This is a genomic window from [Erwinia] mediterraneensis, from assembly GCF_900604315.1.
Lineage (GTDB): Bacteria > Pseudomonadota > Gammaproteobacteria > Enterobacterales > Enterobacteriaceae > Pantoea > Pantoea mediterraneensis_A.
Genome location: NZ_LR026978.1, coordinates 653,916 through 668,908 on the forward strand (window position 1 = coordinate 653,916; position 14,993 = coordinate 668,908).

Annotated in this window: 10 protein-coding genes; 1 reads left to right on the forward strand and 9 read right to left on the reverse strand. The window is 57.8% G+C overall.

Annotated features, from left to right (window positions below; genetic code table 11):
- Window positions 1–134 precede the first annotated feature (134 nt).
- The 5 genes from eno to rlmD all read right to left on the reverse strand — a co-directional run bounded on the left by eno (window position 135) and on the right by rlmD (window position 7,856).
- Window positions 135–1,433 (reverse strand): phosphopyruvate hydratase, encoded by a 1,299-nt coding sequence (gene eno / locus E0E17_RS03120; protein WP_130831422.1) that lies wholly within the window; start codon window positions 1,431–1,433, stop codon window positions 135–137.
- Window positions 1,434–1,509: 76 nt separating this feature from the next.
- Complete coding sequence (pyrG, locus tag E0E17_RS03125; RefSeq protein WP_130831424.1) at window positions 1,510–3,147, reverse strand: glutamine hydrolyzing CTP synthase; 1,638 nt, start codon at window positions 3,145–3,147, stop codon at window positions 1,510–1,512.
- Between the two features lie 257 nt (window positions 3,148–3,404).
- Window positions 3,405–4,193, reverse strand: a complete 789-nt coding sequence (gene mazG, locus E0E17_RS03130) for a nucleoside triphosphate pyrophosphohydrolase (protein ID WP_130831426.1) — start codon at window positions 4,191–4,193, stop codon at window positions 3,405–3,407.
- A gap of 82 nt (window positions 4,194–4,275) precedes the next feature.
- The gene (gene relA / locus E0E17_RS03135) at window positions 4,276–6,507 is read right to left on the reverse strand and encodes a GTP diphosphokinase (RefSeq protein WP_130831428.1); all 2,232 of its coding nucleotides are present in this window, start codon (window positions 6,505–6,507) and stop codon (window positions 4,276–4,278) included.
- Window positions 6,508–6,539: 32 nt separating this feature from the next.
- On the reverse strand, window positions 6,540–7,856 hold the full coding sequence (gene rlmD / locus E0E17_RS03140; protein ID WP_130831430.1) for a 23S rRNA (uracil(1939)-C(5))-methyltransferase RlmD: 1,317 nt from the start codon (window positions 7,854–7,856) through the stop codon (window positions 6,540–6,542).
- A gap of 95 nt (window positions 7,857–7,951) precedes the next feature.
- Between rlmD and barA the strand changes: the two genes are divergently transcribed.
- Entirely contained in the window at window positions 7,952–10,681 is a 2,730-nt protein-coding gene (gene barA, locus E0E17_RS03145; RefSeq protein WP_130835452.1) for a two-component sensor histidine kinase BarA, read from the forward strand.
- A 27-nt stretch (window positions 10,682–10,708) separates the two neighbouring features.
- On the opposite strand, the gene E0E17_RS03150 is transcribed toward barA, so the two are convergent.
- The 4 genes from E0E17_RS03150 to gudD form a co-directional block, all read right to left on the reverse strand.
- Window positions 10,709–11,851: a glycerate kinase gene (locus E0E17_RS03150; RefSeq protein ID WP_130831432.1), complete on the reverse strand. Its 1,143-nt coding sequence runs from the start codon at window positions 11,849–11,851 to the stop codon at window positions 10,709–10,711.
- 88 nt (window positions 11,852–11,939) lie between these two features.
- Entirely contained in the window at window positions 11,940–12,830 is an 891-nt protein-coding gene (gene garR, locus E0E17_RS03155) for a 2-hydroxy-3-oxopropionate reductase (protein ID WP_165446252.1), read from the reverse strand.
- 11 nt (window positions 12,831–12,841) lie between these two features.
- Window positions 12,842–13,612 (reverse strand): 2-dehydro-3-deoxyglucarate aldolase, encoded by a 771-nt coding sequence (garL, locus tag E0E17_RS03160; protein WP_130831436.1) that lies wholly within the window; start codon window positions 13,610–13,612, stop codon window positions 12,842–12,844.
- Between the two features lie 48 nt (window positions 13,613–13,660).
- Window positions 13,661–14,992: a glucarate dehydratase gene (gudD, locus tag E0E17_RS03165; protein WP_130831438.1), complete on the reverse strand. Its 1,332-nt coding sequence runs from the start codon at window positions 14,990–14,992 to the stop codon at window positions 13,661–13,663.
- Between the last annotated feature and the right edge of the window lies 1 nt (window position 14,993).

Below are 14,993 nucleotides of genomic sequence, written 5' to 3' on the forward strand. Positions count from 1 at the left end.
GCGACGTGATAAAACAGACATTGCCCGATCGCAGCAAACCGGCGCGGGAAACGCATGGAATGAAAAAAGCCCCGCACCAGGGCGAGGCTTTCTCTCAGGCAGCGGCACAGCCGTCAGGCTGCGCTCACAGGCAATTACGCCTGGCCTTTCACTTCTTTCAGGCCGTTGAACGGCGCTTTGGAACCCAGCGCTTCTTCGATACGGATCAGCTGGTTGTATTTCGCTACGCGGTCAGAACGGCTCATAGAACCGGTTTTGATCTGACCTGCAGCCGTACCTACCGCCAGGTCAGCGATGGTCGCATCTTCGGTTTCGCCAGAACGGTGAGAGATAACGGCAGTGTAGCCAGCATCTTTCGCCATTTTGATCGCTGCCAGCGTTTCGGTCAGAGAACCGATCTGGTTGAATTTGATCAGAATGGAGTTAGCGATACCTTTTTCGATACCTTCCTTCAGGATTTTGGTGTTGGTGACGAACAGGTCGTCGCCCACCAGCTGGATTTTGTTGCCCAGCACTTTGGTCTGGTACGCAAAGCCTTCCCAGTCAGACTCATCCAGACCATCTTCGATAGAGACGATCGGATACTGTTTGGTCAAATCTTCCAGGAAGTGAGTGAACTCTTCAGAGGTGAAGGCTTTACCGCCTTCGCCAGCCAGCACATATTTGCCGTCTTTGTAGAATTCAGACGCTGCGCAGTCCATCGCCAGGGTGATGTCTTTACCCAGCTCGTAACCTGCTGCTTTTACCGCTTCCGCGATAACGGCCAGCGCTTCCGCGTTGGAGCCCAGGTTCGGCGCGTAGCCGCCTTCGTCACCCACAGCGGTGTTCATGCCTTTGCTTTTCAGCACTTTCGCCAGGTGATGGAACACTTCTGAACCCATGCGGATCGCTTCTTTCACGCTGGAAGCACCAACCGGCTGGATCATGAATTCCTGGATATCAACGTTGTTGTCAGCATGCTCACCACCGTTGATGATGTTCATCATCGGCAGCGGCATAGAGTATTTGCCCGGGGTGCCGTTCAGTTCAGCGATGTGCTCATACAGCGGCTGACCTTTAGATGCTGCGGCGGCTTTCGCGGCTGCCAGAGAGACGGCCAGGATGGCGTTTGCACCGAAGTTGGATTTGTTTTCAGTACCGTCCAGGTCGATCATGATTTTATCGATGTTCGCCTGATCTTTGGCATCTTTGCCTTTAATCGCATCAGCGATCGGACCGTTAACTGCCGCAACCGCTTTGGTCACGCCTTTGCCCAGGAAACGCGATTTGTCACCGTCGCGCAGTTCCAGAGCTTCACGTGAACCGGTAGAAGCGCCTGATGGTGCCGCTGCCAGACCCACAAAACCGCCTTCCAGATGCACTTCGGCTTCAACAGTCGGGTTACCACGGGAGTCGATGATTTCGCGACCAATGACTTTAACGATTTTGGACATTAGTTTTTCCTCAGTACAAGTTAGTCAATCCTAAGACAAACAACGCGCGATAACTTCGCGCGCTGCTCGTGAAAACTTACTTCGCTAAACGCTTCTGGTACTCGTGTGCTGCCTTCACAAAACCGGCGAACAGCGGATGACCGTCACGCGGGGTTGAAGTGAATTCCGGATGGAACTGGCACGCCACAAACCACGGATGGTTCGGGATCTCAATAATTTCTACCAGCTGATCGTCACCGGAACGGCCTGCCACACGCAAACCGGCCGCTTCAATCTGCTTCAGCAGCATATTATTTACTTCATAACGATGGCGATGGCGCTCAACGATGGTGTCGGAGTCATACAACTGACGCACCAGGCTGTCAGGAGTCAGCTGGCACTGCTGGCTGCCCAGGCGCATGGTGCCGCCCAGATCGCTCTGCTCGGTACGCACTTCCACGTTGCCGTTTTCGTCACGCCATTCGGTGATCAGTGCCACCACCGGGTACTTACAGTCTGGCACAAATTCTGTTGAGTTGGCGTCTGCCATGCCAGCCACGTGACGGGCAAATTCCATCAGCGCGACCTGCATCCCCAGGCAGATGCCCAGGTAAGGCACGTTGTTTTCACGCGCGTATTGCGCAGTCATCAGTTTGCCTTCTACGCCACGATAACCAAAACCGCCCGGGATCAGAATCGCGTCAAGATCTTTCAGCAATTCCACGCCGCGCGTTTCCACATCCTGCGAATCGATCAGCTTGATGTTAACGGTGACGCGATTTTTCAGGCCGCCATGCTTCAGCGCTTCAATGACAGATTTATAGGCATCCGGCAGCTCAACATATTTGCCCACCATACCGATGGTCACTTCGCCGCCCGGATTCGCTTCTTCATAAATCACCTGCTCCCATTCGGCCAGGTTGGCTTCCGGCGCGTTCAGGTTGAAGCGTTTACAGATATAGTCATCCAGCCCCTGCGATTTCAGCAGGCCAGGAATTTTATAGATGGAGTCGACATCTTTCAGCGAGATTACCGCTTTTTCCGGCACGTTACAGAACAGCGCGATTTTGGCGCGTTCGTTCGCCGGCACCGCGCGATCTGAACGGCAGATCAGCACGTCAGGCTGGATACCGATCGACAGCAGCTCTTTGACCGAGTGCTGAGTCGGTTTGGTTTTCACTTCGCCTGCCGCTGCCATATAAGGAACCAGCGTCAGGTGCATATACATGGTGTGCTCACGGCCCACATCCACCGCCATCTGACGGATCGCTTCCAGGAACGGCAGCGACTCGATATCACCGACAGTACCGCCGATTTCCACCAGTACGACGTCGTGGCCTTCGCCACCTTCGATGATGCGCTCTTTAATGGCGTTGGTGATATGGGGAATGACCTGGATAGTGGCGCCGAGATAGTCGCCGCGACGCTCTTTGCGCAGCACATCAGAGTAAATGCGGCCGGTAGTAAAGTTGTTGCGGCGCGACATTTTGGTGCGGATGAAGCGCTCATAGTGCCCCAGATCCAGATCGGTTTCGGCCCCATCGTCGGTGACGAAAACTTCGCCGTGCTGAGTCGGGCTCATGGTGCCGGGATCGACGTTGATGTAGGGGTCCAGCTTCATGATGGTCACGTTAAGACCACGCGCTTCGAGAATGGCTGCGAGGGAGGCTGCGGCAATGCCTTTACCCAGAGAGGAAACGACCCCGCCGGTCACAAAAATATAATTCGTTGTCATGCTGAACCTGAGAGTTTAGGTTTAAAGACGGTGGAATAACCAGGACGGGAAAACAGTATACCGGAAACCACTATCTGCGACAAATGCTGAATCAACGCCATCCTCTGATGCACTGCACCGGCTAACATAGCGGATTGTTTTCTGGCAAAGTTTGACCTGCGTCACAAAGTTGCCCACCAGCTGAATCGAGTAAGCTCAAGTGCTGAAAATATGCACAGCGCTGGAATAATCACCCGGTGCCGTGCATAAACCCGCAGTCAGTTTTTTTCCTGCGCTTTGACCTGCTGCCAGGCGCCTTCCATTTGCGCCAGCGTCGCCTGCGACGTCGTCAGACCTTGCGCGCTGAGAATGGCTTCTACCTGACGGAAACGACGCTCAAATTTGTCATTGGCCTTTTGCAAGGCGGTTTCCGCCTTGCTGCCGAGATGACGGGAAAGGTTTACGGTAGCGAACAGCAGATCGCCAATCTCCTCTTCCAACTTTGCCGGATCCACTACCGCCTGCTGCGCCTCGAACATCACCTCATCAATCTCTTCCTGCACCTTGTCCACCACCGGGCCGAGCGTGGTCCAGTCAAAACCCACATGGCTACAGCGCTTCTGAATTTTATGCGCGCGCATCAACGCCGGCAGCGCCCGCGGGATGTCGTCGAGGGCGGAGTGCTGCGCTTTATCTGCGCGCTCCGCGCCTTTGATCTGCTCCCAGTTTTGCAGCACTTCCTGGCTGTTCGCGACTTTTACATCGCCAAAGATATGAGGATGACGACGCTCCAGCTTATCGCTGATGGCGTTGCAGATATCCGCAAAATCGAAGCGCTGCTGTTCGCTCGCCATCTGGGCATAGAACACCACCTGAAACAGCAGATCGCCCAGCTCACCGCGCAGATCGTCAAAATCTTCGCGCTGAATGGCGTCCAGCACTTCATAGGTCTCTTCCAGAGTATAGGGCGCGATGGAAGCAAAGGTCTGTTCGCGATCCCACGGGCAGCCGTGTTCAGGATCGCGCAGGGTTTTCATAATGTTAAGCAGACGGTCAAGCGGGGTCATAAAAATCCTTGAAGATTTACGCAAGGCGCGGCCTTTTCTCCTGGTGCAGAGAAAAGGCCGGAATGAGAAATAACAATATCCGTTAATGCAGGCGTCTGGCGTCAATAATATCCGGCACCTGATTCAGGCGTGCCAGCACACGTCCCAGCACCTGCTGATTATAGATTTCGATATCCATATCGATGGTGGCGAGCTGTTTGCGCGTATCGCTACGGCTGGAGACGCCCAGTACATTGACCTTCTCATTGGCGAGAATGGTGGTGATATCGCGCAACAGGCCGCTGCGATCGTTCGCCGTGACCCGTACCACCAGTGAATAGCCGCTGGAGTAGCTCTCCCCCCAGACAGCATCCACGATGCGCTCCGGCGCATGGGAGATCAGTTCTGCCAGCTGGTCACAGTCGGCGCGATGAATAGAGATACCGCGCCCCTGGGTAATAAAGCCGACAATATCGTCGCCCGGAATCGGCTGGCAGCAGCGCGCAATATGGTGCATCAGGTTGCCGACGCCCTCGACCACGACCCGATCGCTCTCTTTACGCGCCGTGGGCAGGTAGGATTTTTGCGTCAGCTGGCGCAGCGCTTCACGATCCTCTTCTTCCGCGCTCGGTTTGTTCAGCTTCGCCTGCAGGAAGTTAAACATCTGATTGAGACGAATATCGCCGCCGCCGATAGCCGCCAGCAGCTCATCCAGTGAACTGACGTTGTAGCGCGGCAGCAGCACCTTCTCCGCATCTCTCAGGCTGATATCGAGCTGACTCAGCTCGTTGTCGAGAATCTGCCGTCCGGCGGCAATATTTTTATCGCGATCCTGCTTGCGGAACCAGGCGTGGACTTTTGAGCGACCGCGGCTGGTAGTAATGTAACCGAGGTTGGGATTCAACCAGTCGCGGCTCGGATTGGGCTCTTTCTGGGTAATCACCTCTACCTGATCGCCCATCTGCAACTGATAGGTAAAGGGCACGATACGGCCGCCAATCTTGGCGCCGATGCAGCGGTGGCCGATATCGCTGTGAATATGGTAAGCGAAATCGAGCGGCGTCGAGCCGGCGGGCAGATCCACTACATCCCCTTTCGGGGTAAAGACGTAGACGCGGTCATCAAATACCTGACTGCGCACCTCTTCCAGCATTTCGCCGGAGTCCGCCATCTCTTCCTGCCAGGCGATCAGTTTACGCAACCAGGCGATACGCTCTTCGTGCCCTGCTGCGCCGCGCGCGCTGCCGCTGACAGTGCCCTCTTTGTACTTCCAGTGGGCGGCAACTCCCAGCTCCGCATCTTCATGCATCTGGCGGGTACGGATCTGAATTTCTACCGTTTTCCCCTGCGGGCCGAGCACCACGGTGTGAATCGACTGATAACCATTGGGTTTGGGATTGGCGACGTAGTCATCAAACTCGTCCGGCAAATGGCGATAGAGAGTATGGACAATGCCCAGCGCCCCATAGCAATCCTGCAGGCGATCGGCAACGATACGTACTGCGCGCACGTCAAACAACTCATCAAACGCCAGCGACTTCTTCTGCATTTTGCGCCAGATGCTGTAGATATGCTTGGGACGGCCATAGACCTCGGCGCGTACCCCCTCTTTCGCCATCTCTTTGCGCAAATTATTGACAAAGTTTTCAATGTACTGCTCACGATCGATCCGGCGTTCATGCAGCAGCCTGGCAATGCGCTTGTACTCATCGGGATGCAGGTAGCGGAAGCAGTAATCTTCCAGCTCCCACTTCAGCTGGCCGATACCCAGCCGGTTCGCCAGCGGAGCATAGATGTTGGTGCTCTCTTTGGCCGCCAGTACGCGCTCATCTTCCGGCGCATCCTTCATCTCACGCAGATGGGCGATACGCTCCGCCAGCTTAATCACCACGCAGCGGAAATCTTCAACCATCGCCAGCAGCATGCGGCGGATATTGTCCACCTGCTCCGATGCCATGGAGTCGTTCTGAATCGCTTTCAGCTGGCGAATGGCATCCATATCGCGCACGCCGTACACCAGCGAGACAATGCCTTTGCCAAAAGTCTTCTCCAGCTCTTCTTCGCTCACCACATCGGCATTGGCCAGTGGAAAAATCAGCGCGGCGCGCAGGCTGTCGATATCCATGCTGAGCATGGAGAGAATTTCCACCATCTCGATGCCGCGCCACAGCAGCAACGACTGCTCATCATGCGCGCGCGTTTTGGCTTCACAGTAGTGCCAGGTATCAGCAAGTCGGGCAGATGATTGCGGGTTGGCGATGCCAAGACTGGCGATCCATTGATCGAGGGCGAACTCCCCAGCCGTATTTAAATGCGCGCTTCTTACCGCAACCATATCCTCTCCTGCCACAACCGCTCAACGGCGGCTTATGTTTTGCTGAACAGCACCATGGATTCGAGATGGCTGGTATGAGGAAACATATCCAGCATCGCGACCCTTTCCAGATGGTAGCCCGCAGACAGTAATGTCTGACTGTCGCGGGCAAGTGTCGTCGGGTTACAGGAAACATAGACCACACGTTCGGGCGCAAGTTTAGCGATGTGCGCCATTACGCCTGCGGCTCCCGCCCGTGCCGGATCCAGTAACACCTTGTTAAATCCCTGCGCCGCCCACGGCTGACGCGAAACGTCCTCTTCCAGGTTGTGCTGAAAAAAGGAGACATTTTTAAGATTATTCAGATCTGCATTATACGCTGCCTGTCGTACTAATGCTGCTACCCCTTCCACACCAACAACATTTAATACAAATTTTCCTACAGGAAGCGTGAAGTTTCCCATGCCGCAAAACAGATCGAGCACGCGATCCTGCGGCTGGAGATCGAGCCAGGTGATGGCTTTCGCTACCATCTGCTGATTCACGCCATCATTTACCTGAATAAAATCCTGCGGACTAAAGGTAAGGCGCAGCTCACCTGATTGATAATATGGCGTTTCTGCGCTCAGCGCGGTCAGCTGATCGCTGCCGTCCGCCAGAAACAGCATCAGTTTATGCGTATGCGAAAAGTGTTCCAGTTTTTGCCTGTCTGCGGCGCTCAGCGGGTCCAGATGGCGCAGCACCATCAGCGGACCGTTATCGGCCAGCACCAGTTCAAGGTGGCCCAGTCGCTTCACTGCCTGCAGTTCGCTAAGACAATGCTTAACCGGCAGCAGCAATGCTTCAAGTTCGGGCGCCAGAATGGGGCACCGCGCGATATCCACCAGCTCGTTGCTCGCTGCCTGACGAAATCCCATCTGCAGTTTTTGTTGCTTTGCCTGCCACTGCAACCCGAGCCGGGCACGGCGGCGATAGCCCCAGGGGGCCGCGGCGATAATCTCTTCTACCTCTACCGGCTGCTGCGTACTCTGGCTGAGCATACGTGCCAGCGCCTGCGCTTTACTGCTCTGCTGCAGCGCCTCGTCAACATGCTGTTGCTGGCAGCCGCCGCAGACGCCAAAATAAGGGCAGCGCGGCGTGACGCGTGCCGGACTCTGACTGAACAGTCGGGTCACCCGGGCGCGCGCATACTGGTGTTTATCTTCCAGCAGCAGCACCTCCGCCTGCTCGCCGGGCAAGGCTCCGGCGACAAACAGCGTTTTGCCCTGATGACGTGCGACCCCCTGCCCGAAGGGATCGAGGGCGTCGATGGTGACAGTGATACGCTGTCGGGTCGTCACCCGCTGTTTTGCGGAGTAAAATTGCGCCATAGTGTTATGAATTCTCTTTAATCTTTTCACGGTGTGCCTGCAGGAACTTTCCCGCGATGCACAAGGATGGTCATGCCGGGGAGCCAGGCGAAATTATGACGAAATACAGCCTGCGGGCGCGAATGATGATACTGATCCTGGCACCGACCCTGATGATCGGTCTGCTGCTCAGCTCCTTTTTCGTCATTCAGCGCTACAACGAATTGCAGCATCAGGTCATTGAGGCCGGGGCCAATATTATTGAGCCGCTGGCGGTCTCCAGCCAGTATGGCATGACCTGGCGTAATCGTGAGGCGATTCGCGAACTGGTCAGCCTGCTGCATCGTCGCCACTCGCGTATTGTCCGCTCCATTGCAGTTTTCGACAATAATAACCGGCTCTATGTTACCTCTAACAGCCTGCAAACGCCTGGTCTGCTGCAAAAGCCGGACGCCATGCGCCTGCCGGACGGTGTGACACTGGAGCGTCACGGTAACCTGCTGATCCTGCGCACCCCTATTATCCGCGAGCAGGATGCGCCCGTTAACTCCCCTACAGCGGCCAGCACAGCAGGTGATACCCTGGGCTATGTGGCCGTGGAGCTCGATCTGCAGGCGGTGCGCCTGGCACAGTACAAAGAGGTGTTTGTCGCTACGCTGCTGCTCCTGCTCTCTCTCAGTATTGCCATGCTGTTCGCTTACCGCCTGATGCGTGATGTGACCGGGCCGATCCGCAATATGGTGACCACCGTTGACCGCATCCGCCGTGGTCAGCTCGACAGCCGCGTCGAGGGCCGTATGCTGGGCGAGCTGAGCATGCTGAAGCATGGCATTAACGCCATGGCGATGTCGCTGACGGCCTATCACGAAGAGATGCAGCATAATATCGATCAGGCGACGTCTGATCTGCGGGAGACGCTGGAACAGCTGGAGATCCAGAATGTGGAGCTGGATCTGGCGAAAAAACGCGCGCAGGAAGCGGCACGCATTAAGTCGGAATTTCTGGCGAATATGTCGCACGAACTGAGAACGCCGCTCAACGGGGTAATTGGCTTTACCCGCCAGATGCTGAAAACCGGGCTCAGCGCGACCCAGCGCGACTATATGCTGACCATCGAACGCTCCGCCAATAACCTGCTGAGCATCATCAACGATGTGCTCGACTTCTCCAAGCTGGAAGCGGGCCGGCTGGTGCTGGAGACGATCCCCTTTCCGCTGCGCGCTACCCTGGATGAAACCCTGGTACTGCTGACGCCCTCGGCCCATGAAAAAGGGCTGGAACTGACCGTCAGCCTGGAGAAAAGCGTGCCGGACAATGTGATTGGCGACCCGCTGCGCCTGCAGCAGATTTTGATCAATCTGATGGGCAACGCGATTAAATTTACCGAGCACGGCACTATCGATGTCAAAGTCACCAAACGGATGGAAAGTGCAACGCGCGTCGGGCTGGAGATTCAGGTGCATGACACCGGCATTGGCATCTCTGAGCAGCAGCAGTCGCAGCTGTTTCAGGCGTTTCGCCAGGCGGATACCAGCATCTCGCGTCGGCACGGCGGCACCGGCCTTGGCCTGGTGATCACCCAGCGGCTGGTAAAAGAGATGGGCGGTGAAATCGCTTTTCACAGTCGCCTGAATCAGGGGTCGACGTTCCGGGTGCATCTCCAGCTCGATCTCAATCCCAACGCCCCCGTGATGCCGCGCGCGCTGGAGGCGTTGAAACCGTCACGGCTCGCTTATGTTGAACGTCATCCGGTCGCGGCACGGGCGGTGCTGGAGACGCTGGCCGCAGCCCCCCTGCAGGTCGAGTACCGCACCACACTGGAGGCGCTGGGGCATGAGCGCTTCGCTACCTTACTGGTCGGCCTGCCGGTTAACGCCAGCCGCCAGGATATTTTTTGCGAAAGCCTGATTCATACCCTGCTGGAGCGCGCCGACTGCGTGATCATGGCGCTGCCAAGCCAGATGATGATCTACGCGGAAGAACTGAAGATGTGGGGCATCGATGCCTGTATCGCCAAGCCGGTGTCGCTAACGCGTCTGATGCCGATCCTGCTCGACCTGCACCATGTACGCCAGCGGGGCGATGTGCCGGCCGCGCCGCCGTTACCGTTAACCGTGATGGCGGTGGATGACAATCCGGCTAACCTGAAGCTGATTGGAGCGCTGCTGGAGGAGCAGGTCGCGCACATCGTGCTGTGCGACAGCGCGGAGCAGGCGATCCGGGAGGCGCGGCAGCGGAAGCTGGATGTGATTCTGATGGATATTCAGATGCCGGAGATTGACGGCATTCGCGCCAGTGAAATTATCCGTAGCCTGCCACTGCATGCCGCTACCCCCATCGTCGCCGTGACCGCCCATGTGCTGGATGGCGAGCGGGAGCAGCTGGTCAAAGCGGGAATGAATGATTATCTGGCGAAGCCGATTGAGGAGAGCAAGCTGAGCCAACTGCTGGCGCGTTATGCGCCGCCCCCGGTACCGCCCGCGCGTCTGCTGCCGCAGGTATCGCCCTCGCTGGAGTGGTCGCTGGCGCTCAAGCAGGCGGCCAACAAGCCGGACCTGGCGCGCGACCTGCTGCAGATGCTGGTCGATTTTATGCCGGAAGTGCGGGAAAAGATGGAAACGGCGATCGCAGACAACGATGCGGTCGCCCTGCGTGAAATTATCCATAAGCTACACGGCAGCGCCAGCTACAGCGGCGTACCGCGCATGAAGCAGCTCTGCCAGCAGCTGGAGAAAAATTTGCATCAGGCAGGAGATATCGTGGCGCTGGAGCCGGAGCTGCTGGAGCTGCTGGATGAGATGGAGAATGTCGCCCGGGAAGCCAGGGCACTACTGCACGGGGAGTAGCGCGCCGCCGCTCCCCCGGTCGTACGCTTACGCCAGTCCCTGCCCGACCCTGAGCGTGGCGGCAATGTTGCGCGCTGCCATGCGCACATTCCCGGCGGCATTACCCAGCGCCTCCTCCAGCGTACAGATGCTGTAAAGCACGCTGAATACCGCATCCAGTCCGTGCTGATGGACCACACCCACATCCGCGCTCAGGCTGCCGGCAATGGCGATCACCGGCTTATTGAAACTTTTCGCCACTTTTGCCACTCCAATTGGCACTTTTCCATGCACCGTCTGGCTGTCGATACGTCCTTCGCCGGTGATCACCAGCGTGGCGTCTTTCACCTGTTCCGCGAGACCCAGCGCGGCGGTAACAATTTCAACCCCGCGCCTTAACTCCGCCTGGCAGAAGGCGTGCAAGGCGGCTCCCATGCCGCCCGCCGCGCCGCCGCCGGGAATATTCAGCACGTCGATGTCGAGATCGCGCTGAATAATGGCGGCGTAGTGCGCCAGCGCCGCATCCAGCTGCTGCACCAGCTGAGGCGTCGCGCCTTTTTGCGGGCCAAAAATCGCCGACGCGCCCTCATCGCCGGTCAGCGGGTTGGTCACGTCGCAGGCCACCTCAAAGCGACAGCGGCTGATGCGTGCATCCAGCCGGGCAATATCGATGCGCGCCAGAGTGGCAAGCGCCCCGCCGCCAAAACCGATCTGCTGGCCCTGTTCATCCAGCAGCTGCGCGCCGAGCGCCTGCATCATGCCCGCACCGCCATCGTTGGTGGCGCTGCCGCCAATGCCGATAATAAAATGGCTGACGCCGCGGTCGAGGGCATTTTTAATCAGTTCGCCGGTGCCGTAAGAGGTGGTCACCCGCGGATCGCGTCTGGCTGCGGGCACCAGCTCCAGCCCACTCGCCGCCGCCATTTCAATAAAGGCGGTACGTTCATCACCTGACAGGCCATAAAAGGCCTCCACCTCTTCACCCAGCGGGCCCGTTACCGCCAGCCGGACAATTTTGCCCCCCGTTGCCGCCACCATCGCCTCTACCGTTCCTTCGCCGCCATCGGCGACCGGCAGTTTTACATAGTGTGCATGGGGAAAGATGTCACGGAAGCCAGCTTCAATCGCTGAAGCGACTTCCAGGGCGGATAAACTCTCTTTATATGAATCCGGTGCGATAACGATTTTCATAGGCAATCCGAGCGTAGAGGAATGACTGAAGCCGATTCTGATCGGGCAGAAAGGCCGTCCGGCATCGGGTTGACGCCGGACGCACGCTCTACCGGGAAATCTCAACCTTCGCTAACTGTTCATAATAGCAGGCCAGGGCACTGTGGTCGGCATTGCCTTTGCCATCCGCCTTCAGCGCCTGCATCATCTCCATCACCGCTGCGGTGAGCGGCAAATGTGCGCCGATGCCGTGCGAGGTATCCAGCGCATTCGCCAGATCTTTAATATGCAGATCAATGCGGAAACCCGGCTTAAAGTTACGATCCAGCACCATCGGCGCCTTGGCATCCAGCACCGTGCTGCCCGCCAGACCGCCACGAATCGCCTGCCAGACCAGCTCCGGGCTGACGCCCGCTTTGGTCGCCAGCGACAACGCTTCCGACATGGCGGCGATATTCAGAGCGACAATCACCTGATTGGCCAGCTTGGTGACGTTGCCAGCGCCGATATCGCCGGTGTGCACTACTGAGGCGGCCATCGCTTTCATGATCTCATAACACTGATCAAACACCGCTTTATCGCCGCCCACCATCACCGACAGAGTGCCTTCAATCGCTTTCGGTTCGCCGCCGCTGACCGGCGCATCCAGCATTTTCACCTGCTTTTCAGCCAGCGCATCGTGCACTTCCCGGCTGGCCAGTGGCGCGATAGAACTCATGTCGATCACCACCAGTCCCGGCTTCGCGCCCTGAATAATGCCATGCTCGCCCAGGCAGACCTCTTTAACCTGCGGGGAGTTGGGCACCATGGTAATGATCACATCACACTGCTCCGCCATCTCGCGCGGCGTTTTTGCCACGCTGGCGCCCAGCGCCGTCAGCTCCGCCTCGTTCTCCGGATGGTGATCGCGTACCACCAGGCTGTAACCCGCTTTCGCCAGGTTTTTACTCATCGGTTTGCCCATAATGCCCAGGCCGATAAATCCAATTTTCATGCACAGCTCCTGATTAATTACTTTTTAAAACGGTCGCACAGCGCCTGTGTGGCATTGCGAAACACCCCTAAATCGCTGCCCACGGCAACAAAGCTGGCGCCCCACTCCAGATAGCGACGGGCGTCCGCTTCAACCGGGGCCAGAATGCCGCCCGGTTTGCCCGCAGCGCAGGCGCGTTCAAAGATATGCCTGATCACTTTCAGCACTTCCGGGTGCGCTGGCTGGCCGAGGTAGCCCAGCGCAGCGGAAAGGTCGCCCGGTCCGACAAAAATTCCGTCGACGCCGTCCACGGCAGCAATCGCATCGATGTTGTCTACTCCTTGCGGGGTTTCGATCTGCACCAACACCGTAATGTTGTCGTTGATAGTGGCGTTATAGTCCGCCAGCGTGCCGTACATGTTGCTGCGGTGCGAAACCGAGACGCCGCGAATACCGGCGGGCGGATAGCGGGTAGAGGCCACGGCACGTCGCGCTTCCTCCTCCGTTTCCACAAAAGGGATAAGGAAGTTATAAAAGCCGATATCCAGCAGTCGTTTAATGATCACCGGCTCGTTGCAGGGCGGACGCACCACCGGCGCGCTGGCGCTGCCTTTCAGCGCCATCAGCTGCGGCACAAAAGTGGTGATATCGTTCGGCGCATGCTCGCCATCCAGCACCAGCCAGTCGAAGCCCGCCAGGCCCAGCACTTCAGTGGTGACGGGATTCGCCAGCGCACACCAGCTGCCGATCAGGGTCTCGCCCGCCAGCAGTCGCTGACGAAACGGGTTTGCCCAGGATGCGTTACTCATTGTGTTGACTCCTGTTGCTACGACGCCCGCAACGGACGCCGGAGAAAGTTAGCGCACCAGACAGGGGCGCTTGTTATCGTAGGTCCAGCCTGGCACCAGATACTGCATCGCCTGTGCATCGTCACGGGCACCCAGCCCATGTTTCTGATAGAGCGCGTTGGCCTGCATCACCTGATCCATATCCAGCTCGACGCCCAGTCCCGGCTTCTGCGGCACCTGTACCCTGCCACCCTTGATCTGCAGCGGCGCCCTGGTCAGGCGCTGATTGCCCTCCTGCCAGATCCAGTGGGTGTCGATGGCGGTAATCGCCCCCGGCGCGGCGGCCGCCACATGGGTAAACATCGCCAGTGAAATGTCGAAGTGGTTGTTGGAGTGGGAGCCCCAGGTGAGGCCGAAATCGTGGCACATCTGTGCGACGCGCACCGAGCCCTGCATGGTCCAGAAGTGCGGATCCGCCAGCGGAATATCTACCGACTGCAGCGCCAGGGTATGCCCCATCTGCCGCCAGTCGGTGGCGATCATATTGGTGGCGGTAGGCAGGCCGGTGGCGCGACGGAACTCCGCCATCACTTCACGCCCTGAGTAACCCTGCTCAGCCCCGCAGGGATCTTCCGCATAGGCCAGCACGTTTTTCAGTTGCTTGCCCAGCAGAATTGCTTCATTGAGCGACCAGGCGCCGTTGGGATCCAGGGTAATGCGCGCCGCAGGAAAACGCTGCGCCAGCGCGGTGACCGCTTCCGCCTCTTCGCCGCCGCGCAGCACGCCGCCTTTGAGTTTGAAATCGTTGAAGCCATACTTCTCATAGGCCGCTTCTGCAAGGCGGACTACCGCCTCTGGCGTCAGCGCTTCTTCATGGCGCAGGCGATACCAGTCGCACAGGTCATTCTCCTGGCTCTGATAAGGCAGATCGGTCTTTTTGCGGTCGCCCACATAGAAGAGATAGCCCAGCATCTCTACCTGGTCACGCTGCTGCCCTTCGCCCAGCAGGCTGGCGACATTCACCCCCAGATGCTGTCCCAGCAGATCCAGCAGCGCCGCCTCAATGCCGGTCACCACATGAATAGTGGTGCGCAGATCGAAAGTCTGGGTACCGCGTCCACTGGCATCGCGGTCAGCAAAGGTAGTGCGCACCAGGCTCAGAATGTTTTTGTACTCACCGATCGGCTTCTGCACCACCAGCGCGGCGGCCTCTTCCAGCGTGTGACGAATCTTTTCGCCGCCGGGAATTTCGCCGACGCCGGTATGCCCGGCATTATCTTTGATAATCACGATATTGCGGGTAAAGAAGGGGGCATGCGCCCCGCTCAGATTGAGCAACATACTGTCGTAACCGGCGACCGGGATCACCTGCATGGCGGTAACGATGGGTGTCATACTCATT